We start from the raw sequence: 24,070 nt of genomic DNA, 5'->3' as shown, positions 1-24,070 counted from the left end.
AAGGAACATAACTATGTTGAACAATAGCAATGAACTCACCGCCTGGGACCGGGATCATTTCTTTCATCCCTCCACTCATATGGGCATGCATGCGCGGGGCGAAACACCGACGCGCGTGCTGGAAGGCGGTGAGGGCGTTTATATTGCCGATGTGAGCGGTCGCAAGAGCCTAGATGCCTTCGCAGGTCTCTATTGCGTCAATGTTGGTTATGGCCGGACAGAAATCGCCGATGCAATTGCGGAGCAGGCGCGCAAACTTGCCTATTATCACGCTTACGTCGGTCATGGCACAGAAGTATCGATCACGCTCGCCAAGATGATCATCGACCGCGCACCAGAGCATATGAGCCGCGTTTACTTCGGTTTATCTGGCTCGGATGCGAACGAAACCAACATCAAGCTCGTCTGGTATTACAATAATATTCTGGGCCGCCCGGAAAAGAAGAAGATCATTTCCCGTTGGCGCGGATATCACGGTTCAGGCGTGATGACCGGCAGCATGACCGGTCTTGCGACGTTCCATAATGCCTTTGATCTGCCGCGTGCACCGGTTTTGCATACGGAATCGCCGTATTATTTCCGCCGCGCAGATCGCTCTATGAGTGAAGAGCAGTTCTCACAACATTGCGCCGACAGGCTTGAGGAAATGATCCTCGCAGAAGGCCCGGATACGATCGCGGCCTTCATCGGTGAGCCTGTTCTGGGCACCGGAGGTATCGTCCCGCCACCCGCTGGCTATTGGCAGAAAATTCAAGCCGTTCTTGACCGCTACGATATTCTGCTTGTTGCAGATGAGGTCGTTACCGGCTTCGGCCGTCTTGGCAGTATGTTCGGTTCCGACCACTACGGCATGAAGCCGGATCTGATTACCATCGCCAAGGGACTGACTTCGGCCTATGCACCGCTTTCCGGTTCGATTGTATCGGACCGGATGTGGCAGGTGCTGGTTCAAGGATCGGACAAGATGGGACCAATCGGTCATGGCTGGACCTATTCCGCCCATCCGATCTGTGCTGCAGCAGGCGTGGCCAATCTCAAGCTCATCGACGAATTGAAGCTCGTTGAAAATGCCGGTTCCACAGGCGCCTATTTCCGTAAGGCATTGCAGGACGCCCTTGGCGATCATAAGCATGTCGGGGAAATTCGTGGCGAGGGCCTGATGGCGGCAATCGAATTCGTGGAAGACCGTGATGATCGCAAGTTTTTCGATCCGTCGCTGAAGATCGGCGCACAGGTTTCAACCGCGCTTCTGGCTAATGAGGTTATCGGACGCGCCATGCCGGAAGGCGATATTCTGGGATTTGCGCCGCCACTTTGCCTCACGCCTGAAGAGGCCGATAAGGTTGTCGCAGCTACGAAAAAGGCGATCGACACCGTTTTTGCTTGAGCCATTGTCCCCGGAGGCATGTCTTCCGGGGACTATTCCCGCCAGGCAGGCAGATGTAACTCGGCGACCAGCCCGCCTGATGGATCGTTCTTCAAAAGGATTTCACCAGCGTTGGCATGCGCCACGTTGCGGGCGATAGTCAATCCGAGACCGAAGCCGCCGGAGTCCCGATTTCTGGATTTGTCTGCCCGGTTGAAGGGCTTGAACATTTCCTCGATCTGGTTCTCAGGAATACCCGGCCCATTATCCTTCACAAGCAACACGAGCTCATTACTGTCTTGCCGAAGCGAGAGTTTAGCCTTGCTACCATAAGCAAGGGCATTATCAATCAGATTGGTGATGCAGCGCTGGATCGAGACGGGCTGGCAGTAGGCGATAGCGTCCAGTCGGTCGGAATTTCTCTCATCCAGCGTTGCTTGCTGGTAATTGTCGGCGATGGACAGGAGAAGCGACCAGAGATCGATTTTCTCCTTCTTTTCATTGGCAAGTTCGGATGTTGCAAAGTCGATTACCGAGCGCGAAATCGCCTCAATATCATTGAGATCTTTGGCGAGTGACTTTGCCAGAACTTCATCTTCAACCAGTGCCAAGCGAAGCCGAATGCGTGTGAGCGGGGTGCGCAGGTCATGCGCAAGGGCGGCCGCAAGCTGTTCACGTTCAGCAACATAATCAAGCAGCTTTGATTGCATCGTGTTCACGGCTTGCGCAGCAGCTTTATATTCACGGCTTCCATCTTCAGGCAGTGGCGCGCTTTTCAAGTCGCCACCAATCCGGTGCACGGCGCGTTCGAGCACCCGATAGGGTGCTGTCAGACGGCGGGTCGCCCATATCGCCACGAGAACCACGCTCAGCGCCACAAGCGCAAACAGAGGAATGGTTTCGATCGTGATGATCGGATCAGCCGGTGTGATCCGTGTCGTGAAGTTCATCCAGCGCCCGTCGCCGAACTGCAGTGAGGTGGTCAGGCTCGCGCTCAAGTTCGTTGTTGCTGCAAGATCGTTGATCTGCTTTTCGACATCGCCGATATCACTGTTGTCGGTGGTCTGTGTCGAAGCGGCACGGAATCCATTTGCAACTTTATCGCGGCGTATACGGGCATCAATAACGCCATAACGTGCCAGACGCGCGACAAGCACGTCTTCGAGTTCAGCGAGGTCATCTTCGCTGGCCAGAACGGTCGGCACATCGGGTTGCGTTGTGATGGTAATGCCCTGACCGGAATTTGTCAGGCGAGTGGCAAGACTGTTCCAGTCGCTGACTGGCGTTGTGCTGAGCAGTTTGACGAGGGCCGTTGCTCTTTCGCTGAGACGGAACAGCTCCAGCGCATTGTTCGCATCCTTGCGATCCTGCGAAACAATCCAGAGCGTAGCAATCTGTGTAATCAGGAGGCCGCTGATCAGAATTGTGAGAAGCCAGCTTGGCAGGGAACGAGGAAAGGGAAACCTCATTCCATTTCGACCTCATGGCCGAACTGGTAACCGCCGCCGCGAATGGTGAGGATCAGTTTCGGGGAGCGAGGATCGTCATTCAATTTGCGTCGCAGTCGACTAATCAGGATGTCGACGCTTCGATCATAGCCGTAAACAGCCTGATTTCCAGCCATTTCCATCAGCTGATCACGGCTAAGGATGTGTTGCGAGCTTTTGACGAAAGCTTCAAGCAGATTGAACTCTGCCGTAGTCAGTTCGACGCGCACGTCGGACGGAGACGTAAGACGCCTGCGCGCGCAGTCGAGTGTCCAGCCAGCGAAGCGGTAGCTGTGCGTGACGGGGCGGCTGGGACCACGGTTGTTTTCCAGGCGTCTGAGCACAGCGCGGATACGAGCAAGAAGCTCGCGCGGATCGAACGGCTTTGCCAGATAGTCATCGGCGCCGATCTCTAGGCCCAATATCTTGTCGGCGGCATCAGCAATTGCTGTCAGCATGATGATCGGAACACGCGAATGGCGGCGGATATCCTGACATATTTCGATGCCGCTTTTGCCGGGAAGCATAACGTCCAGAATGATCAGATCGATGGCCGTGCGGCTCATTACATCATGCATCTCCTCGCTGTTCTGAGCGATGGAAACGCGCATGCCACGGCGCTTGAGAAATTCGTGCAGAAGGTCACGTATATCCTTGTCGTCATCGACAATCAGAACGTGGGCGTCTTCTTTCAATTTGCAGCTTCCATAATAGCTAAGAGTCTCTTGATATTAGCGCCCGGATTGCGACGATAAAAAGCCAGAAGCTTCGGTTTTCAACCGGCATTTGTATGGCGCTACAATTCAGAAACGAATTGCAACAGATGCGAAAAACAAGGGCAAACAAGGCGTGCAATAACGGTCTCGCTGAAGAAACTGAAGCCCAATGAAAGATCGAATTCGTATGTTCAACTCGATTTTTATATCGAAAACATCTGCGAAAGCGTTTCTTTCAACACTTTGTCTAGCGGGTCTGCTGTCCTTTCCGCTTCCCAGCGGAGCACTGGCGGCGCAACTCGTAACACGCAGCGAACGGTGTGACAGGCTTCAGCATCAACTGCAAACCGCACTTTCCGGTCGTGTCGAAACTCGGCAGGCTCGTCAGGCGGAGACCTTGCAGAAGAGGGGGATGAAATTCTGCGCAAGCAGAAGAGAGGCACAGGGCCTGCGAGCCTATGCCGAGGCCCTCAAGCTTCTAGGGGTCAAACCTGACATGGCCGATACAGGCGGACAGGAAATTGTTTTACCTCCGGCGGGGAAGCCCCCGAACGGAAAACCCAATTGAGGAACCGGAAAATGAAGAAGTCCCTTATTTCTGCTCTTGGAATGGCTGTTGTTCTGGGCCTGTCTGCTCCTGTCCTGACGGCAAGCGCTGCTAACGCTGCTCCGGCTGCTGCGGCTCACACGACCACCGCCAAGCATCATGCGAAGAAGCATACGGCTCACAAGAAGCATCACACTGCGAAGAAGTCGCACAAGAAGGCCGCTCCGGCCAAGAAGAACTAAGTTTTCCGTTTCGTGCGATAACCGGCGGCTCCCTCGCAGTCCGGTCTTCGCAATCAAAAGGCCGTTGCCTGTCGGACATGAAATGTCTGATGTGCAGCGGCCTTTTTCTTTCGCGTTCTTTTAAGTTGACTTGTCGAAGGCTTTTGCTTCGCCATATGTGTCAGCAGGATACTGAGGAGCCATTCCTATGACGACGATTGACTTGAAGCGGATTTATGATGCTCCTTCGGCGGATGACGGCTATCGTGTCCTCGTGGACAGGGTCTGGCCGCGTGGCATGACGAAGGAAAAGGCGGATATAGACCTCTGGGCCAAGGACGTGGCTCCATCGACTGATCTTCGTAAATGGTTTGGCCACGACCCTGCCAGATGGAATGAATTTCAGAAAAAATATCGCGAGGAGCTTGAAGGAAACAAACCTGCGCTCAAGGATTTGATTGCGAAGGCAAAGGGTGGCCAGTTGACGCTTCTATATGGTGCGCGGGACGAAAAGCACAACCAAGCCGTGGTTCTGCATGAGTTCATGCAATCCCTGTGAGCCAATCCGAAGGAGCTGGCTTCTCAGTCTCTGCCTTCTTCGGGTGCACCCAATGGAAAAAGACGACGAAACGGTCGCGCCTCATCCAGCGCGCGAGCATAGCTTGGTCGCGCAAGCAGGCGTTTGCGATACGCCCACACATTGGCGAACTTTTCGGGAATGGCATAAGTCCAGTCTGCATAGAGCAGAGAAGGTGCCGCAGCACAATCGGCAAGACTGAAATTGTCGCCGGAGACCCATTCACGCCCCGCCATGTGCCGATCCAGAAATGCGTAGGCTGTATCGAATGCCGCCCGCCAGCGGTCACCGCCGTCGTCGTGTTCACGACCAAGTGCAATGTAAACGAGGCGTTGTTGTGGGTAGTTTACGTAATTATCAAAGAAGCGATCCCACATTCTAACGTCCGCGCTGACCAACGGGTTTGATGGGATCAGCCGTCTGGTATGCGGGTAGGTGGCTTCTAGATATTCAATGATGCCCGTCGCCTCAAACACTAGTTTTCCATTGTCCGTTAGCACAGGAAATTTACCGAAGGGCCAAAGTGAGGTGAACTCGCTGGCCACTGGTTCTGTGCCATCCAGTATTCTTGCTTCGAAAGCTATGTCCTTTTCATAGAAGGCTGTTATTGCTTTCTGGCAGTATGACGAAAAAGGGTGAAGGTAGAGTTTCAAGGTCATCGTGGTCCTCCCAGACAAATGGCGGATGAACTTCAATCACCATTGGCGCGGTAGTCCGCGCGATTGATGCCATGGCGCTGCATCTTATCGTAAAAGGTCTTTCGAGGAATACCGAGCGCCTCAATCGTTTCCTGAACATTGCCATGATGCGCGGCAAGGGTTTCGCGAATGAGCGTTTCTTCGTAGCGCTCGAGCCGTTTTGGAAGCGCTTCCTGACTGCTGGCCATGGATTGCGGCGAATGTCCCGGTTTTGCAATACCAAGCGCCACACGGTCGGCAAAATGTGCGAGTTCGCGGACATTTCCCGGCCAGTTGTGGCTCATAAGATGGCGGTGCGTGGTGGCGTCGATCGCAGGTACATCGCGATTGAAGCGCTTCGACGCCCGCTTCAGGAAATGTGCGAAGAGTAACGGAATGTCGTCCCGCCTTTCTCTTAGAGGCGGGATGGAAAGCGTGACGACATTCAACCGGTAATAGAGGTCTTCACGAAAGTCGCCTCTTTGGGTCGGGTCGCCGAGATCTATCTTTGCCGCTGCCACAACCCGCAGGTCGACAGGGCGAACGTCATTCGTGCCAAGTGGCGTAATTTCGCGCATCTCAAGCACGCGCAGTAGCTTCACTTGCGTTGCTGCAGGCATGCTCTCAATTTCATCGAGAAACAGTGTGCCGCCACTTGCATGTTCAATCCGTCCGAGTCGCTTTTTCTGGGCACCCGTAAAGGCCCCGGCCTCATGACCGAAGAGCTCACTTTCAATCACCGTTTCGGGCAAGGCTCCACAATTGAGTGCCACGAAATTGCCTTTGCGGCGGCGGCCCCAGTTGTGCAGCAATTGTGCGACCACTTCCTTGCCACTACCGGTTTCACCAGCCACCAGCACATCGACATCCGTATCTGCTATATCGCGCAAGGTTCGGCGCAGATTTTCCATCGCCGGTGTCTGGCCGATCAGCGGTAGATCGCCCTCCACATTCTCGGCGGCTTCGCGCAGGGCGCGGTTTTCCAAGATCAACTGGCGTTTTTCCCACGCGCGACGGATGCTGTGTACGAGCCTGTCGGCTGCAAAGGGCTTGGCAATGAAATCATAGGCGCCGTCCTGAATGGTCTGCACGGCCATGGGAATATCACCGTGGCCCGTAATCAGGATTACAGGCAAATCGGGGTCGATGGCCTTGATCCGAGCAAAGAATTGGAGACCGTCGATCTGCGGCATACGGACATCGGTAACGACAACGCCATCATATTCAAAAGTAACGCTATTCAAAGCATCCAGAGCGTTTGAAAAGTCGGCAACTTCGAAACCAGCCAGTTCGAGCGTTTGACGGGTGGCGCGGCGCAGCGCCTTGTCATCGTCGACGAGAATAACGGAAGGGGACTTGTCCATCATGCTTTTCTCAATTCTATGCGGAAAGATGTACCTGCGATGCTGCTTTCGGCGGATATGGTTCCGCCATAGTCGGTGATGATCTCCTTGACGATCACAAGACCGAGGCCGAGTCCTTTTTCTTTCGATGTATTGAATGGCGAAAACAGATTGTCGCGAATATGCTGTGGTATGCCGGGTCCATTGTCGGAGACCGTGATGATGACCTTATCGTTATTCACCTGTGTGCGAACTTCTATTCGTCCGTCATTTTCTTTTAAATCAACAGCTTCCAGCGCATTTTGGAACAGGTTTATGAAAACCTGTTCAAGTCGGAGGGACTGGCCTGTCACGCGCAGTTCGGACGGCGGCAGCGCGATGTCAAGCTGATCCATGCGTCCGGAGAACCGACTTCGCAACAATACCAGCGCGCCTGAAATGACCTGACTGAGCGAAGTCGGCTCGGAAGGAGAACGGCCCTTTCGGGCGAGTGCTTTAAGGTCACCTGTGATTGTGCCGATACGGTCTGTCAGTGCCGCGATTTCATTGAGATTTTCGGTTGCATCTGAGAGGCGCTTCCGTTTGATAAAAGTTTTTGCATTGTCAGCATAGGCGCGAATGGTTGCAACCGGCTGGTTGATTTCATGTGCTACTCCAGCCGCAACTTGGCCCATGATGGCAAGCCGGTTGGCATGAACAAGATCCTGCTGGACGCCTTGCAGCATTGTTTCGGTGCGACGATGGTCGCTGATTTCGGCCTGCAGACGGTCACGCGCCAAGCTGAGATCGCGGGTACGCTCCTCCACGCGCTCTTCCAGTTCTGCTTGTGTACGTTGGGCATTGGCAATGCGTGCTGCGATTTTCTGCCTGCGTCGCAAAAGAAGTCCGGCAACCGTTGCAACTGTTGCCAGAACAATAAAGGTAAACAGACGCGCTTCACGCATGGCTGCGGTAATTTGCGGGCGGATTGGAGCGAGACTGTACATCTGCCATGGAGTGGATGGCACGGACGAACGAATGGCGAGAAAGTCTGTGTTGCGGGCGTTACCCGGCAACAATGCATCGATTAGCAGAACATCGCCGCCGCCGATTGACTTAACCGTCAGCGGCAGCGCGGTGAGAGGTGCGTCACCAAACTGCAGGCTATCACGGATGGACTTGAGTTGTTCCTGACCGATTGAACCAACGGTCATGAAGCGCCAGGACGACAGACTGGTAATCAGAACGATGTTGCGCTCGTCTGTGACGAATGTCGGTCGTCCGGCATTGTTCCAGTCGCTCTCCAGACGGTCGAATTCCAGTTTGACGACGATCACGCCCAGCGGTCCGTTCGGCCCCTCGATACGACGGGATATATAAAGGCCGGGACGATTGCTGACATTACCGAGTGCGAAATATTCGGCATCCCCATTCTTCAGCGCCTCCTGAAAATAGGGCCGGAACTTGTAATCGTTGCCGACGAAGCTGGTCGGTCCGCGCCAGTTGCTCGCAGCAACTGCAATACCATCCATGCCAACAAGATAAATGACGGCAGCCTGCGTACCTTGCGCTAATGTCTCCAGCTTCTCGTTCAAAGGATCGATTGTCGCGGAAGTTTTGTCCTGAAGTGCTGCTTCAAGTGCCCTGTCCTTTGAAAGCACCAGAGGTAGGGCGCGCTGTTTCTCGAGAACGGCACGCAGTAATGCAGTGTTGAGATTGGCATCGATCCTTGTCTGCTCGCTCAATGCCAGAATGGCTTTGTCCCGCGCAAAATCGCCGACAATCCACAAAACAAATACGAAAACCACAACCCAAAACAACCCAAACAGCGCCCATGTGCGGCGGTTGGAATTAGCGGATTGGGCCGTGATGCCCTCTGTCGAAGAGTTCGAATTCATCGCTCCCATAGTGCATTATTTCGCACATATTGAAAATGAAAATGTGCGGATATTCGCACTTCTGTTGAGGTTTGACCGTTTGGGCGAATAATAAATCTATATAAAACAATATCTTATATAAAATGAACAAACTGGCACGGACATTGCAATCACAAGGTTCAGCAGTGGCTCAGACCGCTGGAATTCCAGACTGAAGGGCTCGGGAGGCCGGACAGGTTCCGGGCTGGGTCGAACGGAGGACATCATGATTGCAGTACCAACAGGCACCGCGGCAGAGCCGCGCGGTCCGATCCCACTTTATAAGCATCTTTATGTACAGGTATTGGTAGCTATTGCTGCCGGTATTCTGCTTGGCCATTTTTATCCCGAGTTGGGCACGCAGCTAAAGCCGCTCGGAGATGCGTTCATCAAGCTCGTGAAAATGATTATCGCACCTGTCATTTTCCTGACCGTTGCGACAGGCATTGCCGGGATGACCGATATGAAAAAGGTCGGTCGCGTTGCCGGTAAGGCGATGCTCTACTTCCTGACCTTCTCGACACTTGCCCTGATTATTGGTCTCATCGTGGCTAACGTCGTGCAGCCGGGCGCCGGAATGCATATCGATCCAACTTCGCTGGATCCGAAAGCTGTCGCCAATTACGCCGCCAAGGCACATGAACAAACCATCACCGGCTTTCTGAGCAATATCATCCCGACAACGATTGTCGGCGCATTCGCAGAAGGCGATATTCTGCAGGTGCTGTTCTTCTCGGTCCTGTTCGGTATTGCGCTGGCTCTCGTCGGCGACAAGGGGAAGCCTGTTACCGACTTTCTTCATGTCTTGACCGCACCTGTTTTCAAGCTGGTTGCGATCCTTATGAAGGCGGCTCCCATCGGCGCTTTCGGTGCCATGGCCTTCACCATCGGTAAATACGGCATCGGTTCGATCGCCAATCTCGCACTTCTGATCGGCACATTCTATCTCACGTCCTTGCTGTTCGTGCTTGTCGTTCTAGGGGCGGTTGCACGTTACAATGGCTTCTCAATCCTAGCCCTTATCCGCTACATTAAGGAAGAACTGCTGCTGGTTCTGGGTACGTCATCCTCAGAAGCAGCACTGCCTGCGCTGATGGACAAGATGGAAAAGGCTGGTTGCAAGCGCTCCGTTGTCGGTCTCGTTATCCCAACCGGTTATTCGTTCAATCTCGACGGCACAAATATCTATATGACGCTGGCAGCCCTCTTCATCGCGCAGGCGACGGATATTCCTCTGTCACTGAGCGACCAGATTCTGCTTCTGCTGGTGGCGATGCTAAGTTCCAAGGGCGCTGCAGGGATTACCGGGGCCGGCTTCATCACGCTTGCGGCGACATTGTCTGTCGTTCCGGCCGTTCCAGTCGCGGGTATGGCCCTGATCCTCGGTATCGACCGCTTCATGTCGGAATGTCGTGCGCTGACCAATCTCGTTGGTAATGCGGTCGCAACAATCGTCGTGGCGCGTTGGGAAAATGAACTTGATGCGGACAAGCTCGCTGCGGCGATGAACGGAACGCCCGTTATTACAGACCTTGTTCCGCAGCTTGAGCCAGCTGAATAGAGTTTATCGGGCAGAAAATGCAACGGCCTGCTTCTGGCGGGCCGTTTTGTATTCAACGTTCGACAGGCTTTCCCTGTGTTATCAACCGGGCGCTATGCTGGCCGGAGATATAAGTCCACAGCCAGCTCCAGGCGACAGCCGCACGGCTTCTCGTTCCAATGAGGAAGAAAATGTGCGCAATTCCCCAAAACCACCAGGCGATGATCCCTTTAAGCTTGAAGCGCCCCATATCGACAACGGCAGCACCTCTACCAATGGTCGCAAGGTTGCCCTGATGCTTGTAACGGAATGGCATCGGTGGCGTTTTTCCTTCAACACGGCTTTTGATAACTTTGGCAACATAAGCCCCTTGCTGCTTGGCGGCAGGCGCAATACCCGGAACCGGTTTGCCATCTGGTCCTTCGACCCAGGCCGTATCACCGATGACGAAGATATCATCATGCCCCGGCACATTAAGGTTGGACAGCACCTTCACACGTCCCGCGCGGTCGCTCTCAGCGTTCAGCCATGTAGCAGCAGGAGAGGCGGCAACGCCCGCCGCCCAGATTGCCGTATGGCAAGGAATGAACTCTTCGCCAACAGTTACGCCCTCGGCTGTAATATCCTTGACCGGAATTCCGAGCCGCACTTCGACGCCCAGTTTTTCAAGCGCTTTCAGCGCATAATCGGATAGATCTTCTGGAAATGCCGCCAGAATGCGTGGACCTGCTTCCAGCAGCATTACGCGTGTCAGCCGCGTGTCTATATTGCGAAACTCCGGCCATATGGTTTGCTTGGCCAGTTCTGCGATAATGCCTGCAAGCTCCACACCGGTCGGCCCGCCACCTACGATGGCAAATGTCAACAATGCCTGCCGCTTTGCTTCGTCTGTCTCACGTTCGGCACGCTCAAAGGCCAAAAGCAGGCGACGGCGAATGGTGGTTGCATCCTCAAGCGCTTTCAGCCCGGGCGCCAGCACTTCCCATTGATCATTGCCGAAATAAGCGTGGCGAGCTCCAGTGGCAAGTACGAGCATGTCGTACGAAATTTCAGCGCCGTTTTCGAGCTGCACCTGACGGCGTCCGGTATCGACATCAGTAACTGTGCCCAGCAAGGTGGTTACTTCCTTGCGATCACGAAATAAATGGCGGATTGGCCATGCGATTTCGGACGTAGCGAGGATGGTTGTTGCGACCTGATAGAGAAGTGGCTGGAAGAGATGATGATTACGCTGATCGATCAGCGTTATCCGCACGTTGACGTTTCTGAGGTCGTGGATCAGTTGCAATCCGCCGAAACCAGCGCCGACAACAACGAGATGGGGGACACGCTTATCACTCATTATTTCAGCCTGCTTTCATCTTTAAACTGATCGCAATTGTTCCGTTGCGAAACGGGAGCTTTAAACTTATTTTATGCCCGGGCCACACGTTTTCCAGACCTTATGTTCTTAATATTTATGTCTGTCAGGCTTTTCTCATCGAGATGTGTAAGAATATTGTCCCTGTTCTGAAATAGGAAAACTCCGGAAAGCACTTTCAACTTTTTGATCGAAGTGTGCCTGACCGCCATTGCTTTTCCATATAGTGAATAAAACCGGCATTGTTATGTTGCCGGGCACCGGCTTTGGCACCCAGCAGGCCGTATCTCGCTGGCGAACCCCAATGAGTATGCCGCCATCGGGCATTCGCTCCGACGTATTGCGGAAAAGGTGTATGGCAAGAAATTCAATCTGCCATCAGACCGACGATAGAACCAGCAAGTCCCTGCGCACTTCATCGCCATTGCCGCTTATGAGCTGCTTCTCGATATCCGCATGCGTGGCCTTCCATATAGGTACCGCTGCAGCGAGAGCTATCTTTCCCTCAGACGTGAGCTGCAATAATCGTTCGCGCCTGTCATTCGGGTTGACGATGATCTCGACCCAACCTTGCCGCTGTAACGGCTTCAAGGCTGCCGTCAAAGTAGTCTGATCCATTGCCAGAAGTTCTGCCACAGGCTTCATCGGTGGCGGTGCCGGGCGGTTGAGCGACATCAATAAAGAGAATTGGCCGTTGGTCAGCCCGACAGGACGTAGAGCATCGTCGAAGCGGCGGGCGAGGGCGCGTGCGGCGCGCTGAACATGCAAGCAAAGGCAGGTATCACGAACCAGAAGTGTTGTTTCAAAAGGTACATCGAGGCTATTTGACATGACTTATTAATATTGATATCAATGTAAATCGTCAAGCGGGAACATTCATATATGGGCATAGACAGGGAGCAAAAGCCGGAGGAGGGCTTGCACCATGAACAAGGTCGTATCCCGAGAAGTTTGGCTGGAAGCGCGACGCGCGCTTCTGGCAAGCGAGAAAGAAGCCACCCATCTGCGCGACAAGGTCAATCGTGAGCGGCAGGCTCTGCCGTGGGTGAAGGTTGATAAGGATTATACGTTTGATACGCCTTCGGGACGGAAAACGCTTTCCGAACTGTTCGATGGGCGTAGCCAGTTGCTGATCTATCATTTCATGTTCGGACCAGACTGGGATCAAGGCTGCACAGGATGTTCGTTCCTCGCCGATAATTTTGACGGTGCGGTCACACATCTCAACAATCACGATGTCACGCTTGTTGCCGTTTCGCGTGGCCCGTTGGCAAAGCTCGAAGCATACAAGAAGCGGATGGGTTGGCACTTCCCGTGGGTTTCGTCAGAAGGCAGCGATTTCAATTTCGATTATCACGTCTCCTTTACGAAGGATGAGCTCGAGAACAATCGCGTTTTCTACAACTTCGACAAGCTGGCAGCAGAAGATGCTTTCGATGAGCTGCCCGGCATGAGCGCTTTCTACAAGGATGAAAGCGGTGCGATCTATCACACTTATTCCAGTTATGCCCGCGGCATCGAAGAGTGGATCGGCACTCTGATGATCCTCGACCGCGCGCCCAAGGGGCGGAATGAAAATGGCACAATGCATTTCGTCAAACGACACGATGAGTATGAATCGCAGAATTCCAAGCACAGCTGCTGCGGCTGATCAATCGCCCGCGAAATAAATCCAAGGGAGTACTTTCGATGAAAAACGGCTCTTCTCCGTTCGTCTGGTACGAATTGATGACAACAGATGCTGACAAGGCACAGGATTTTTATACAAAAGTCGTCGGCTGGGCGGCAAAAGACGCCGGTGTGCCCGGCATGAAATATACGTTGTTTGAAGTGCCCGGATGCATGATAGCGGGCATGATGTCGATGGCCGACATGCCTAAAGAGGATTGCGGCGGCGAGCCCGGTTGGATCGGCTATGTCGGTGTGGCAAATGCTGATGACTACGCCCGGAAAGTCGAGGCTGAGGGCGGCAAAGTTCTCAGAGTTGCGCAAGATATTCCGAACATCGGGCGATTTGCGATTGTGTCGGACCCACAAGGTGGTGTCTTTGCACTTTTTGAGCCGAAAGACGAAATGCCGCCACCGGCCGACTTCGGTTCGCGCAAACCGGGACATCCAGGCTGGCACGAGCTCTACGCCCAGAACGGCGAGACCGTATTTCCTTTCTACGAGGAGGTCTTTGGCTGGAAGCTCTCACGCAACTTCGACATGGGGCCTATGGGGAACTACAAGGTGTTCAGTATCGATGGCGCCGATCATGGCGGTATCATGACCGCGCCGCCTGGTACTCGCGTCGGCTGGGGTTTCTACTTCATGGTCGATGGCGTGAAGGACGCTGCCAGCAGGGTCAAGTCTCTCGGTGGAGCCGTTTTGCAAGAGCCGATGCAAGTGCCCAACGGCGAATGGGTTGTTCAATGCAAGGACCCGCAAGGCGTGAACATCTCGCTTGTTGCCTCGAAACCGTAGGATAGATTGTGCCTCCCGATTGACTGCCGCTACATTTACGATGATTGGATGGAACATCGAAACGTATCGGCGGATGATCAATGATGCACGACAGAAGGACGCGTCAGTCTCAACGGGCTGGAACAGTTTTCGCCGCTGATGTTGGCGGGTCCTTCATTCGGCTGGCGCGCTCAGCCAATCCGGGCGATATCGAGCTGCTTGAAAAACTGCCAACCCCGGCCGACAGTTGGGATGAGTTTGGCGAGGCACTGGAAACTGCGCTCCGAACCCACGCATCGTACGACAGGGGACCCGTTGCACTTTCCATCGCTGGATTAGTTGATCCGGATACAACTACCGCTTTCTCTGCAAATATCCCATGCATTACCGGACACAGGCTAAGCTTTGAACTCGGCGAGCGATTACAACGGCAGGTAATTGCCGCCAATGATGCCGATTGTCTGGCGCTTGCTGAGGCAATCGAAGGAGCGGGTAAGGGGCATGACATAGTCTTCTGCGCAGTGCTGGGAACAGGCGTCGGCGGTGGGCTTGTTATCGACGGTCGATTGGTTCGCGGTAAAGGTGGTTTGACTGGTGAATGGGGGCATGGCCCGATCCTCAACACGTGTGTAGAAATAGACGGGCAAACAGTGTCGGTTCCTCGCTTCGATTGCGGGTGCGGTCAAAGCGGTTGTGTCGACACGATCGGCGGTGCGCGCGGGATCGAAAAGCTGCACCAGCTTCTGAATAGTATCGACGCGAATAGCCATACGATCCTGCAGGAATGGCTGGAAGGCAGACCGGAGGCGAGGCGGACAATTTCGGCCTATCTCCAGTTGGTTGCCGATCCGCTTGCTGCCGTCGTCAACATAACCGGCGCATCAATCATACCGATTGGCGGTGGACTTGCTACCGCTTCCGAATTGATCTCAGCAGTCGATGAGGCGGTCATGGCTCGAATTCTGCGGAAGACAGACAAGCCGTTAGTTGTTCCCGGTATATTCGGCAGCGATGGCGGTTTGGTCGGGGCAGCAATATTGGGGCATCAGACGTGAGCGCACTACTTGAGGTCTGCGTGGATAGTGCCGATGGCTTGCGGTCGGCAATTGAAGGTGGTGCTGATCGGATTGAGCTCTGCTCTGCGCTCGAGCTAGGTGGCTTAACTCCTTCGCTGGGGTTGATGGAGCTTGCCTCGAAAGCACCAATCCCGGTTTACGCAATGATCAGACCGCGCGGGGGGAACTTCTGCTTTTCGGCAGAAGATGAAGCCATAATGCTGGCTGATATTCGCAACGCTAGAAATGCCGGTTTGGCCGGTGTCGTTGTCGGTGCATCGCTGAGCGACGGCTCTCTTGATGCAGTTATGCTGGAAAGACTGATTGCAGAGGCAAAGAGCCTTGGAGTAACGCTCCATCGCGCATTCGATCTTGTTCCCGATATGGAGATTGCGCTACAGCAAGCAATTGCGCTCGGCTTTGAACGTATTCTGACATCCGGACTGTCACAAACCGCCGAGGACGGGCTCGATAAACTGCAGCGGCTAGCTGAGATGGCTCGCGAGGGTATCAGCATTATGCCCGGCAGCGGCGTGAATGCGGAGAATGTGAGACGGATCATGGAGGCAACTGGCGCCGCAGAAGTTCATGCTTCATGCCGGGTCCCGGTCGAGGAGAAGGATCCTCGTGCTATCGCCTTCGGTTTTGCTGCTGAACAATCATTTCGGACATGCGCTCAACGTGTTAGAGCTTTGAAAGCTGCAATCGCGCGCGCTTAAAGGCCATTCAATCCAAATTCGCGGCGTCTGTGAGTGTAGTATTCGCATATTGATCGACGCCTGAAACGGAAATTTCTCATACACTTTAAGGTGACACTTAAACCCTATTGCCACTCCCAAAGAGTTTGAGTAGAAGTGTGTCACATCAAGAGTTGGGGAGACGCCCAACGCCAACCTGCCTCTCCGGGCAAGGTGGTACTCTCTGCAAGGAGAGGATGTGGCCAAACCGGCAAATATACGGATAAAGCCACTCGCGTCCTCACCAACATAAACTAGGGACCGCGACATGCCGATTAAAATTCCTGACGATCTGCCAGCAACCAGTGTTCTCCAGTCCGAGGGCGTCATGGTCATGCGTGAAGCAGATGCCGTTCGTCAGGATATTCGCCCGCTGAAGATCGGCCTTCTTAATCTGATGCCCAACAAGGTCACCACCGAGACGCAGATTGCGCGGCTTCTCGGAGCAACGCCGTTGCAGGTGGAATTGACCCTTGTTCGTATCACCAACCATGTGGCGCGCCACACGCCTGCCGATCACATGCTGTCCTTCTACCAGCCGTGGGAAGATGTGCAGGATCAACGCTTTGACGGTTTTGTCATCACTGGGGCTCCGGTCGAACGCCTTGAGTTCGAGGAAGTCACCTATTGGGACGAAATGCAACGCGTGTTCGACTGGACACAGACCCATGTGCATCGGACACTGAATATTTGCTGGGCTGCGCAAGCTGCAGTTCATCATTTCCACGGCATGGGCAAATACGAACTGCCGGGCAAGGCGTCGGGCGTCTATAGCCAACGCAACCTTGCGCCATCGTCTCCCTACCTTCGTGGCTTTTCGGATGACTTCAAAATCCCGGTTTCGCGCTGGACCGAAGTGCGCAAGAGCGACATTCCGTCCGACAGCGAGTTGAAGGTGTTGGTCGATAGCCTAGAGACGGGGCTTTGTCTGTTGGACGATCCGCGTCATCGCTCACTGCATATGTTCAATCACGTGGAGTATGACACGACGTCACTGGCGGACGAATATTTCCGTGACATTCAGGCCCAACCTGAAACAAAGGTTCCAGCGAATTATTTCCCTGGAGACGACGCTACACGTCAGCCGGAAAACCGCTGGCGCAGCCACGCACATCTTCTGTTTGGAAACTGGATCAACGAGATGTATCAATCGACGCCTTACGACCTGCAAAATATAGGGAAGCGTTAAGAGCACACAGCAAGGAAAGCGCGACCAGAATACATCCGATCCACGGCAGGGCTTGCAAGTGCCAGTGCCGTAAAGCAAGTCCGCCCGTGGCCGTGCCAAGCGCTACGCCTATGTGCATGGCAGATAGATTGATCCCAACACCGGCATCTGCCGTTGCGGGATCGGTCGTGATGAGAAAGCTCTGAACGACGGGTGATATCATCCAACTGATACAAGCCCAGATCATCAGTACCGCGCCGAAAATAGTGCTGGACCCTGTTGCAAACGGTATCGTTGCTAACGCCGTCAAATAGAGGAGCGGCGTCAGCACGATAGCCAGCCGAGGCGACAACTTGTCGACGAGCAAACCACCGAGATAACCGCCTGTCATTCCGGCCACGCCGAACGCCACCATCGCCCAGATGACTTTCTGTGAAGAGATGTGGACAGCCTCCAGAAGATAGGGTGACAGATAGGCGAACAATACGAAATGACCGCCGATCATCAGGATGGAAACCAATTGTGCTGATACCAGCCGGAAGGATTTCAGGTGCGGCATATAAGGTGGCAAGCCACGCAGGCTTCGCCCTGCACGGGGCAGGGAACGCAACGACAGGAGCAGCACCAAAGCTGCCGCCAGTGCCATGCACAGGAAGACTGCGCGCCAGCCCAGCCAATCGTTGAGGATCATTCCCGTGGGGACACCGGCCACCATCGATCCGCTTATGCCCATGAATATGACCCCGATGGCGCGTCCGCGCATTGCGGGACTAACCAGTTCTGTCGCCAGCATGGTTGCAATCAGGCAGACGACTGCACTTGCGGAAGCCATGCCGATGCGCGCGATAAACAGGACAGCATAATTGGGGCTAATGCTCGCGATGATATTGCTTGCGATGAAAACGCCCAAGGCGAAGACGAGGATGGCTTTCCGTTCGAAGCGCGTTGTGAGAACGAGTGCCATTGGAGCGGTAAGCGCAAAGGTAATCGAGAAGATTGATGTCAGTTGCCCAGCGGCACTGACTGAGACATTCAAACTGGGTACGATGCCCGGAAGAATGCCGACGATAATATTCTCGGCGGTGCCGGTAACAAAGGTTGCCAGCGCCAGCACAAATAACCGGATGTCCATATTTGCCTTTCCCTTTCATGGTAACACCATGCGGGCAGCAAATGGCCCGGCATGGCGATATTGCATGCCGGGTTTCGAGGCAAAGCTTCGGTTATCCCTGATATAACTTCATAACATTCAAACTGGTTTCTGGCCAGTTTCTCGCTGTTTAGCTGGCAGCGCGCGCCAGCCATCTGTGCCAGTCGTCTTCTGAGCCGTGGAAGACATTCAGGTCAATCTTTTCACTTACACCCTGCGAAAGCCCCGATCCTGAATACTGCCAGAAGGTCCATGGACGCCCCGGATAAACCTTGGACGGATGTTGGGCGACGGCACGTAGCCAGAATGGATAGTTGGTGAAGGCGCCTTTCAGATTGTCGTCATAGAAATCTGGCGCGGTATAGATGATTGGCCGCTTGCCGTAGTGCTGTTCCAGCCTGTCCATGAAGACCTGCATCTTTTCCCGCACCTGCGCCGGAGAAGGTCGCCGCTTGCAGGAGGAATCGCCGTTCCATTCCACATCGATGACAGGTGGAAGCGCATCGGCTTCCTTGGGAACATTGCGGATGAACCAGTCAGCTTGCTGGCTTGCCACACGGCACCAGTAGAAGAAGTGGTATGCACCGCGTTTGATGCCTGCGGCTTTCGCCTCACGCCAGTTCTTCCGGAACATGGGATCGAGATGGTCGCCGCCATCAGTTGCCTTGATATAGGCGAAGTTTGCACCTTGCGTACGCAGCTTCACCCAATCGATATCACCCTGCCAGCGCGAGACGTCCACACCGTGAACTGCCAGCTTGCGTGGCGATGAGCGCCCGAAATTGATCGGTTTTGCATCGCGGAAACGGTGGCTGTAGATTTTCGAGCGTTCTTGCGGCGTAAGGCGTACCGGCGGGTAGGCTGCGACTTCAGGCTTCGGAATCGAGATGCGCGCCTGGGGGCGTTCCTGCGGCTGTGGTTGCGGCGTAATGCGGGCTGGCGGCTCTGCCTTGAACGGGCCTGCATCAGGTATGGGGCCTGCCCAAGCCAGAACTTCTTCCTGTTGGGCTGCTGGCATCGGCTGCGAAGCGCTCGCCATTTCGCTCAGAGGAGCGGGCGGAACCGGGCGAGCCACCGAACTCGTCGTCTCAGCCGAAGTCTTCGACTGGAGCATGATGCTGTCGATGCCGGAACTTGACGTACAGCCCGTCAAAGCGGCGCAGGCAAGGGCAATGACTGATACAACCGAAGAACGCATGAGCACCCGTAACGCAAAACAAATGGGCTGCAACGCTCCCTCCGAGCTAATTGCTAATCAAAGCTTACTGGGAAATGCTGAATCCAAAGTTTACGAAATTGCTAATGCACACTCTCTAATTTGATTGCGCGAGAATTTTAATCAGTGCTGTTGCAGAATTCTCCAATACGGTTTCATCAAATCCTGAGAAGCCGAGGATAAGCCCCTGGCGCGGTTTCAGTTTCGTGTAGAGCGTCGATAGTGCATGAACCTCAATGCCAGACTCTGACAGAATGCCTGCGAGACGTGTATCGCTTTGCCCGTCCGGTAAAGCCAGAAGCAGTGAAAGCCCGGCAGGAGGAGCCTCAATCCGGAACAGTTCTGGCTCTCCGGGGGCCAGTGCTGCCATCAGTTTACGCCGCCGCGATGCATGTATGCGACGCATACGCCTGATGTGCTGCGCAAAGGCTCCCGTTTCTATGAAGCTGGCCAATGCTGGCTGCGCCAGTGGCGACGGCGCAGGAAACAGGGTTTGTCGCAAAGCTCTGAATTGCGCGGTCATATGTGCCGGTACGATCAGGAAGCCTAGCCGCAGGAGTGGCGAAAAAACCTTGGAAAAGCTTCCAATATAAAGAATACGGTCTGGGTCCAGCGACATCAACGCCGGCAGGGGCTGGCCGATATAACGGTGTTCGCTGTCGTAATCGTCCTCGATGATGACAGCATCACGCTCCCTTGCCCATGCAATCAATTCCAGACGGCGACCCAAAGTCATGGTTACGCCTGTCGGGTGATGTCGCGCCGGTGTGACGAACGCCCCACGTGCGTCGTTGGCTTTATCTCGCCCGGTCGAGACATCGAGACCGCCGACATCGACGGGAACAGCTATTATGTCGAGGCCATTGGTACCAAGGATCTTGCGCGCAGGCGGATATCCGGGTTCTTCCATCCACAGTCTGTCATCCGGCGCAAACAGCGCTTCCCGGATGAGGCCCAGAGCGTCTGCGCTGCCGTTGGTGATGATAATTTGTTCCGGTGAGACGATCATACCGCGCCATTCGTGCAAATGACGGGCCAAAGATGACCGCAGAGGATGAAAGCCAAACACATCGTCGCTGCTTAATAGATCAGGGGAGGGATTGCGCCAGATGCGTCCTAGCAGTTTGCCCCATTCATCGTGCGGGAAATGATCGCTATCGAACATACCGAGCCGGAAGGCTTTGGCTTCCTGACGGTGTAACCGCGGCTGGGCTATCGCGTGAAGGGGCGGTTGGTCGACTGTCAGGCTGGTTTCGGGAAGTTCGGCGGTGACATGGGTTCCAGAACCTTGACGTCCTTCCAGATAGCCTTCGGCGATCAATTGGTCGAAGGCCGCAAGAACGGTTGTTCGTGACAGGCCGAGTTCCAGAGACAAGGCACGGGTAGAAGGCAGTTTTGTATTGGGTTTCAGGCGTCCGGCCAAAACCGCTTGTCTTATCTGACCGACCAGTTGCGCAGTGAGCGAGACATCGCTGGCGCGATCGATCCCGAATTCCGGAAGCGTATTGGAAATTGGCATTATCGTATTCGTTAAAAGTGGTTATTTTCTCAAAACCACTATGGCGGCAGTTTGGCCAAACATAAAGGAGAAATATCGGCCATGACGACAGCCCCTTCCGAACGCAGCCGCGTGAAGCGCATGCATGAGCGCGGTGCCTATGATGCAGCCACGGTTCACGCAATCATCGATGCTCAGCCTCTGGCGCATGTGGCTTATGTGTTCAATGGAACGCCCTATGTCACACCAACTCTGGTCTGGCGTGAAGGCAATTTCATTTACTGGCACGGATCATCCGCCAGCCGCATGCTGGAAAGCTGCGACGAAGCAGAAGTGTGCGTGAGCTTTACACTGCTCGATGGGCTGGTCCTTGCCCGATCAGCGTTTCATCATTCCTGTAATTATCGCTCGGTCATGGCTTTCGGGACAGCGCGTAAAATCTCGGATGTCGCGACGAAGGAACATCACTTGCGCAGTTTCGTAAACGGGCTTTTTCCCGGTCGTTGGGAGGGACTGCGTCCGATGATGGCAAAGGAGCTGAAAGCCACCATGCTTCTGGAACTGGAATTGAAAGAAGCCTCGGCAAAGGTTCGTTCCGGTCCGCCGAAGGATGATGACGCCGATTATGCCCTGCCAATCTGGGCGGGCGTCATTCCTATGACTACCCAGATGGGTGCACCGGTGGATGACGGCCATATTTTGCCTGGTGTTGCTGCGCCGGAGGCCATCATGCAGTTCGGTTATGTGGCAGAAGCTGCGGAATAGGCGGTCGAAGATTCAGGCGGGTCCGAGAAAGATGTGCGTCTCGGACTTAGCAATCCCGTCCATGGCGCGGATTCCTGTTACCAGCCGGTGAAATTCGTTCATGTTTGGGACTTCGATCTCGGCGATCAGGTCCCATGTACCATTCGTGGTATTTACAGCGGAGAAGCCTGGGTTTTTGCGTAAAGTCGCTATCACGCTTTTGATGTTTCGCCCGGTCAGTTCGATCATCATGATACCGCGGATCATGTCGGTGGCGCCATGATCCTTCAATCTGACTGTAAAGCCTGCAATGACCCCTGATGCGATCAAACGTTCCATACGGCTTTGGATCGTGCCTCGCGCCACCCCCAGAATGCTCGCAAGCGTCGGGATGGATGCACGCGCATTGATACGCAGTTCCGATATTAAGCGCTGATCCAGATCATCCATCTCCACACCACCATTTGACGATTTCGTCAGTTTCATTGCGTTTATCGCAGATTACTGGACATTTCTATACCGAATTGACGTTTTCGTTGATCCTTTGCTCCGTTAGCGTGCTTGAAAACAAACAAGCCGGATAAGCAGCAACGCAACTGGCAGGGGAATTTCGGAGGTGGATCGATGGAGTTTTTCTTTCTCCCGCTCCTGGGTAACCAGGGCGCGTAGATCTTGCCTGTTCCGAATCGGTTTTCCCGAGAAATTTGCCGCCGCCCGTCGGGCGTCGACGATCTGGAAAGATGCGTCCATCCGGGCGCTCGGAACGGGCATTGCCCGTGATCGCGTTACGATCACCTAGGAGAAAATAAAATGAAAACCCTTCTGTCTTCACTCGTTGCAGCTGGCGTCGGCGCGCTGATGATGCTCGCTCCCGCTCACGCTAACGACCTCGAAAAGGTCAAGCAGAGCGGCGAATTGCGCATCGGCATGAGCGGTGTCTTTCCGCCGTTCAGCTTTGTTGATGGTCAGAACCAGGTTGTCGGCTTCGACGTTGATATCGGCGCTGAAATCGCCAAGCGCCTTGATGTAAAGCCGGTTGTCGTGACCACTGCTTTCGACGGTATCATTGCAGGGCTGCGTGCAGGTAAGTTTGATGTCGTCGTCGGCAGCATGAGCATCACGCCGGAACGCGAAAAGGCTGTCGATTTCGCAGGTCCTTACTATCGCGGTGGTCGTGGTATCTTCGTGATGGAAGCATCGTCGGTCAAGTCCATGGACGAACTGAAGCAGGGCAAGACCATTGCCGTTACGCTTGGCGAAACCAGCGACAAGTGGGCGCGCGAGCAGGGCGGCTGGACCGTCCGCACCTATAAGGGCATTCCGGAACTGCTGCTTGAGCTTCGTTCGGGCCGCGTGGACGCCATTGCCTCGGATGACATTCCAATCCTGATTGCCATCAAGGAAAGCGGCGAAAAGGTTCGTCAACTCGATACGCCTGAACTTCAGGGCACCGACAATGTCGGCATCGCTCTGCGCAAGGGTAACCCTGAGCTTAAGGACGCGATCAACAAGGCTCTCGACGACATGAAAGCGGACGGTACCTACGAGAAAATCTCGACCAAGTGGATCGGTCGCGACATCCGCTAACCGCATGAAACCTCGAGCCGGGACAGCTATTAACACAATTGTCCCGGCAACATTTCTTTCCGGCTTGGTTTTCCAGACAGGAAAGGGGAGATAATGAACTTCTCTTTGATGGTGGAGGTCTTTCCATATTTTTTGGAGGCCGCCCTGGTTACCGTCGAAATCTCGGCGCTTGCCATTCTGATCGGGTTGAGCGTCGGTGCGCTTGCCACATCTGCAAAACTATCGCGTTTCTGGCCGTTGCGTTTTATCGGTACGGCCTATGTCAGCGTTTTTCGCGGCACACCATGCCTTCTGCAGCTTTTCGTTCTCTATTTCGGCGGCCCACAGATCGGCATCAATCTTGAGCCGTTTGCAGCCGGTGCCATCGGTCTCGGTCTTAATATCGGCGCATATTACGCCGAAGCAATGCGAGGCGCCATTCTGACGGTCGATACCGGGCAGAACGAAGCTGCTCGTTCCATTGGCTTCAGCAGTGGACAGTCGATGCGCTTTGTGGTGTTGCCGCAGGCCGCCCGGCTCATGATCCGCTCGCTCGGTGTCAACACTGTCATGCTGATCAAGGGCTCTGCTCTTGTTTCCGCGATCTCCGTAGTCGAACTGACTTACACAGCCCAGCGTTTCATCGGCTCGACCTATCGTCCGTTTGAAATTTTCGGCATCGCCGCGGCCATCTACATGGTCCTCATCTATATCGTTGCACGCTTCGTCGATTTTCTCGAAGCCCGCTACGCACTCAAATAG

General features: G+C 54.4%; 24 protein-coding genes and 1 riboswitch. Of the genes, 13 read left to right on the top strand and 11 right to left on the bottom strand.

Annotation, left to right across the window (positions count from 1 at the left end):
- Window positions 1–13 precede the first annotated feature (13 nt).
- Window positions 14–1,387 (top strand): aspartate aminotransferase family protein, encoded by a 1,374-nt coding sequence (locus tag F9K94_RS17975; RefSeq protein ID WP_151647390.1) that lies wholly within the window; start codon window positions 14–16, stop codon window positions 1,385–1,387.
- Window positions 1,388–1,419: 32 nt separating this feature from the next.
- Here F9K94_RS17975 and F9K94_RS17970 read toward each other — a convergent pair whose 3' ends face one another.
- Both F9K94_RS17970 and F9K94_RS17965 read right to left on the bottom strand, forming a co-directional pair.
- Complete coding sequence (locus F9K94_RS17970) at window positions 1,420–2,835, bottom strand: ATP-binding protein (RefSeq protein WP_151647388.1); 1,416 nt, start codon at window positions 2,833–2,835, stop codon at window positions 1,420–1,422.
- Window positions 2,832–3,548 (bottom strand): response regulator, encoded by a 717-nt coding sequence (locus F9K94_RS17965; RefSeq protein WP_061347886.1) that lies wholly within the window; start codon window positions 3,546–3,548, stop codon window positions 2,832–2,834. The genes F9K94_RS17970 and F9K94_RS17965 overlap by 4 nt, the downstream gene beginning before the upstream one ends.
- 190 nt (window positions 3,549–3,738) lie before the next feature.
- On the opposite strand from F9K94_RS17965, the gene F9K94_RS17960 reads away from it, so the two are divergent.
- The 3 genes from F9K94_RS17960 (at window position 3,739) to F9K94_RS17950 (ending at window position 4,896) form a co-directional block, all read left to right on the top strand.
- Complete coding sequence (locus F9K94_RS17960; RefSeq protein WP_235920641.1) at window positions 3,739–4,137, top strand: hypothetical protein; 399 nt, start codon at window positions 3,739–3,741, stop codon at window positions 4,135–4,137.
- An 11-nt stretch (window positions 4,138–4,148) separates the two neighbouring features.
- A complete protein-coding gene (locus F9K94_RS17955; RefSeq protein WP_061347887.1) occupies window positions 4,149–4,358 on the top strand; it encodes a hypothetical protein in 210 nt (69 codons plus the stop codon).
- 187 nt (window positions 4,359–4,545) lie between these two features.
- Entirely contained in the window at window positions 4,546–4,896 is a 351-nt protein-coding gene (locus tag F9K94_RS17950) for a DUF488 domain-containing protein (RefSeq protein WP_061347888.1), read from the top strand.
- Between the two features lie 23 nt (window positions 4,897–4,919).
- Here the strand turns inward: F9K94_RS17950 and F9K94_RS17945 are convergent, their stop codons facing one another.
- The 3 genes from F9K94_RS17945 to F9K94_RS17935 are packed head-to-tail and all read right to left on the bottom strand — an operon-like array spanning window position 4,920 to window position 8,820.
- Window positions 4,920–5,573 (bottom strand): glutathione S-transferase family protein, encoded by a 654-nt coding sequence (locus F9K94_RS17945; RefSeq protein WP_061347889.1) that lies wholly within the window; start codon window positions 5,571–5,573, stop codon window positions 4,920–4,922.
- A gap of 32 nt (window positions 5,574–5,605) precedes the next feature.
- The gene (locus F9K94_RS17940) at window positions 5,606–6,955 is read right to left on the bottom strand and encodes a sigma-54-dependent transcriptional regulator (protein ID WP_151647726.1); all 1,350 of its coding nucleotides are present in this window, start codon (window positions 6,953–6,955) and stop codon (window positions 5,606–5,608) included.
- Window positions 6,955–8,820, bottom strand: coding sequence for an ATP-binding protein (locus F9K94_RS17935; protein WP_151647386.1), 1,866 nt, complete (start codon window positions 8,818–8,820; stop codon window positions 6,955–6,957). Before F9K94_RS17935 ends, F9K94_RS17940 begins: the two co-directional genes overlap by 1 nt.
- Window positions 8,821–9,055: 235 nt before the next feature.
- On the opposite strand from F9K94_RS17935, the gene F9K94_RS17930 reads away from it, so the two are divergent.
- Entirely contained in the window at window positions 9,056–10,390 is a 1,335-nt protein-coding gene (locus F9K94_RS17930) for a dicarboxylate/amino acid:cation symporter (RefSeq protein ID WP_061347890.1), read from the top strand.
- Window positions 10,391–10,442: 52 nt separating this feature from the next.
- Here the strand turns inward: F9K94_RS17930 and F9K94_RS17925 are convergent, their stop codons facing one another.
- Together F9K94_RS17925 and F9K94_RS17915 are read right to left on the bottom strand one after the other, a co-directional pair.
- Window positions 10,443–11,711 (bottom strand): NAD(P)/FAD-dependent oxidoreductase, encoded by a 1,269-nt coding sequence (locus tag F9K94_RS17925; RefSeq protein WP_151647384.1) that lies wholly within the window; start codon window positions 11,709–11,711, stop codon window positions 10,443–10,445.
- A gap of 396 nt (window positions 11,712–12,107) precedes the next feature.
- Window positions 12,108–12,560 carry a MarR family winged helix-turn-helix transcriptional regulator gene (locus F9K94_RS17915; protein WP_151647382.1) on the bottom strand — a complete coding sequence of 151 codons (453 nt, stop codon included), beginning with the start codon at window positions 12,558–12,560 and terminating at the stop codon, window positions 12,108–12,110.
- A gap of 94 nt (window positions 12,561–12,654) precedes the next feature.
- Between F9K94_RS17915 and F9K94_RS17910 the strand changes: the two genes are divergently transcribed.
- From F9K94_RS17910 to metA, 5 genes are all read left to right on the top strand, one after another.
- Window positions 12,655–13,380 carry a DUF899 domain-containing protein gene (locus F9K94_RS17910; protein ID WP_151647380.1) on the top strand — a complete coding sequence of 242 codons (726 nt, stop codon included), beginning with the start codon at window positions 12,655–12,657 and terminating at the stop codon, window positions 13,378–13,380.
- A gap of 38 nt (window positions 13,381–13,418) precedes the next feature.
- Window positions 13,419–14,195 carry a VOC family protein gene (locus F9K94_RS17905; protein WP_151647378.1) on the top strand — a complete coding sequence of 259 codons (777 nt, stop codon included), beginning with the start codon at window positions 13,419–13,421 and terminating at the stop codon, window positions 14,193–14,195.
- 83 nt (window positions 14,196–14,278) lie between these two features.
- Window positions 14,279–15,229 carry an ROK family protein gene (locus F9K94_RS17900; RefSeq protein WP_151647724.1) on the top strand — a complete coding sequence of 317 codons (951 nt, stop codon included), beginning with the start codon at window positions 14,279–14,281 and terminating at the stop codon, window positions 15,227–15,229.
- Window positions 15,226–15,948: a copper homeostasis protein CutC gene (locus tag F9K94_RS17895; protein ID WP_151647376.1), complete on the top strand. Its 723-nt coding sequence runs from the start codon at window positions 15,226–15,228 to the stop codon at window positions 15,946–15,948. The genes F9K94_RS17900 and F9K94_RS17895 overlap by 4 nt, the downstream gene beginning before the upstream one ends.
- Window positions 15,949–16,085: 137 nt before the next feature.
- Window positions 16,086–16,195: riboswitch (SAM-I-IV-variant riboswitch) on the top strand.
- Window positions 16,196–16,234: 39 nt separating this feature from the next.
- Entirely contained in the window at window positions 16,235–17,155 is a 921-nt protein-coding gene (gene metA / locus F9K94_RS17890) for a homoserine O-acetyltransferase MetA (protein ID WP_151647374.1), read from the top strand.
- Here metA and F9K94_RS17885 read toward each other — a convergent pair.
- The 3 genes from F9K94_RS17885 to pdxR form a co-directional block, all read right to left on the bottom strand.
- Window positions 17,100–18,266 (bottom strand): MFS transporter, encoded by a 1,167-nt coding sequence (locus F9K94_RS17885; protein ID WP_151647372.1) that lies wholly within the window; start codon window positions 18,264–18,266, stop codon window positions 17,100–17,102. The genes metA and F9K94_RS17885 overlap by 56 nt on opposite strands.
- 148 nt (window positions 18,267–18,414) lie before the next feature.
- Window positions 18,415–19,482, bottom strand: coding sequence for a glycoside hydrolase family 25 protein (locus F9K94_RS17880; RefSeq protein WP_151647370.1), 1,068 nt, complete (start codon window positions 19,480–19,482; stop codon window positions 18,415–18,417).
- A 115-nt stretch (window positions 19,483–19,597) separates the two neighbouring features.
- The gene (pdxR, locus tag F9K94_RS17875; RefSeq protein WP_151647368.1) at window positions 19,598–21,019 is read right to left on the bottom strand and encodes a MocR-like pyridoxine biosynthesis transcription factor PdxR; all 1,422 of its coding nucleotides are present in this window, start codon (window positions 21,017–21,019) and stop codon (window positions 19,598–19,600) included.
- 81 nt (window positions 21,020–21,100) lie between these two features.
- On the opposite strand from pdxR, the gene F9K94_RS17870 reads away from it, so the two are divergent.
- Window positions 21,101–21,763, top strand: a complete 663-nt coding sequence (locus F9K94_RS17870; protein WP_151647366.1) for a pyridoxamine 5'-phosphate oxidase family protein — start codon at window positions 21,101–21,103, stop codon at window positions 21,761–21,763.
- A 12-nt stretch (window positions 21,764–21,775) separates the two neighbouring features.
- Here the strand turns inward: F9K94_RS17870 and F9K94_RS17865 are convergent, their stop codons facing one another.
- On the bottom strand, window positions 21,776–22,192 hold the full coding sequence (locus F9K94_RS17865) for an Lrp/AsnC family transcriptional regulator (RefSeq protein WP_010658693.1): 417 nt from the start codon (window positions 22,190–22,192) through the stop codon (window positions 21,776–21,778).
- A gap of 360 nt (window positions 22,193–22,552) precedes the next feature.
- Between F9K94_RS17865 and F9K94_RS17860 the strand changes: the two genes are divergently transcribed.
- Both F9K94_RS17860 and F9K94_RS17855 read left to right on the top strand, forming a co-directional pair.
- Window positions 22,553–23,329, top strand: a complete 777-nt coding sequence (locus tag F9K94_RS17860) for an ABC transporter substrate-binding protein (protein WP_151647364.1) — start codon at window positions 22,553–22,555, stop codon at window positions 23,327–23,329.
- A 93-nt stretch (window positions 23,330–23,422) separates the two neighbouring features.
- On the top strand, window positions 23,423–24,070 hold the full coding sequence (locus F9K94_RS17855) for an amino acid ABC transporter permease (protein ID WP_151647362.1): 648 nt from the start codon (window positions 23,423–23,425) through the stop codon (window positions 24,068–24,070).

Origin of the sequence: Brucella tritici (genome assembly GCF_008932285.1) — a bacterium.
Classification (GTDB): domain Bacteria; phylum Pseudomonadota; class Alphaproteobacteria; order Rhizobiales; family Rhizobiaceae; genus Brucella; species Brucella tritici.
Note: the sequence above shows the minus strand (reverse complement) of the source record. Positions and strands in the feature narration are given on the sequence as shown.

Coding starts and splice junctions, on each gene's coding strand:
- F9K94_RS17975 (WP_151647390.1), top strand. CDS start 14: ATGTTGAACAATAGCAATGAACTCACCGCCTGGGACCGGGATCATTTC.
- F9K94_RS17970 (WP_151647388.1), bottom strand. CDS start 2,835: ATGAGGTTTCCCTTTCCTCGTTCCCTGCCAAGCTGGCTTCTCACAATT.
- F9K94_RS17960 (WP_235920641.1), top strand. CDS start 3,739: ATGAAAGATCGAATTCGTATGTTCAACTCGATTTTTATATCGAAAACA.
- F9K94_RS17955 (WP_061347887.1), top strand. CDS start 4,149: ATGAAGAAGTCCCTTATTTCTGCTCTTGGAATGGCTGTTGTTCTGGGC.
- F9K94_RS17950 (WP_061347888.1), top strand. CDS start 4,546: ATGACGACGATTGACTTGAAGCGGATTTATGATGCTCCTTCGGCGGAT.
- F9K94_RS17945 (WP_061347889.1), bottom strand. CDS start 5,573: ATGACCTTGAAACTCTACCTTCACCCTTTTTCGTCATACTGCCAGAAA.
- F9K94_RS17940 (WP_151647726.1), bottom strand. CDS start 6,955: ATGGACAAGTCCCCTTCCGTTATTCTCGTCGACGATGACAAGGCGCTG.
- F9K94_RS17935 (WP_151647386.1), bottom strand. CDS start 8,820: ATGGGAGCGATGAATTCGAACTCTTCGACAGAGGGCATCACGGCCCAA.
- F9K94_RS17930 (WP_061347890.1), top strand. CDS start 9,056: ATGATTGCAGTACCAACAGGCACCGCGGCAGAGCCGCGCGGTCCGATC.
- F9K94_RS17925 (WP_151647384.1), bottom strand. CDS start 11,711: ATGAGTGATAAGCGTGTCCCCCATCTCGTTGTTGTCGGCGCTGGTTTC.
- F9K94_RS17915 (WP_151647382.1), bottom strand. CDS start 12,560: ATGTCAAATAGCCTCGATGTACCTTTTGAAACAACACTTCTGGTTCGT.
- F9K94_RS17910 (WP_151647380.1), top strand. CDS start 12,655: ATGAACAAGGTCGTATCCCGAGAAGTTTGGCTGGAAGCGCGACGCGCG.
- F9K94_RS17905 (WP_151647378.1), top strand. CDS start 13,419: ATGAAAAACGGCTCTTCTCCGTTCGTCTGGTACGAATTGATGACAACA.
- F9K94_RS17900 (WP_151647724.1), top strand. CDS start 14,279: ATGCACGACAGAAGGACGCGTCAGTCTCAACGGGCTGGAACAGTTTTC.
- metA (WP_151647374.1), top strand. CDS start 16,235: ATGCCGATTAAAATTCCTGACGATCTGCCAGCAACCAGTGTTCTCCAG.
- F9K94_RS17885 (WP_151647372.1), bottom strand. CDS start 18,266: ATGGACATCCGGTTATTTGTGCTGGCGCTGGCAACCTTTGTTACCGGC.
- F9K94_RS17880 (WP_151647370.1), bottom strand. CDS start 19,482: ATGCGTTCTTCGGTTGTATCAGTCATTGCCCTTGCCTGCGCCGCTTTG.
- pdxR (WP_151647368.1), bottom strand. CDS start 21,019: ATGCCAATTTCCAATACGCTTCCGGAATTCGGGATCGATCGCGCCAGC.
- F9K94_RS17870 (WP_151647366.1), top strand. CDS start 21,101: ATGACGACAGCCCCTTCCGAACGCAGCCGCGTGAAGCGCATGCATGAG.
- F9K94_RS17865 (WP_010658693.1), bottom strand. CDS start 22,192: ATGGATGATCTGGATCAGCGCTTAATATCGGAACTGCGTATCAATGCG.
- F9K94_RS17860 (WP_151647364.1), top strand. CDS start 22,553: ATGAAAACCCTTCTGTCTTCACTCGTTGCAGCTGGCGTCGGCGCGCTG.
- F9K94_RS17855 (WP_151647362.1), top strand. CDS start 23,423: ATGAACTTCTCTTTGATGGTGGAGGTCTTTCCATATTTTTTGGAGGCC.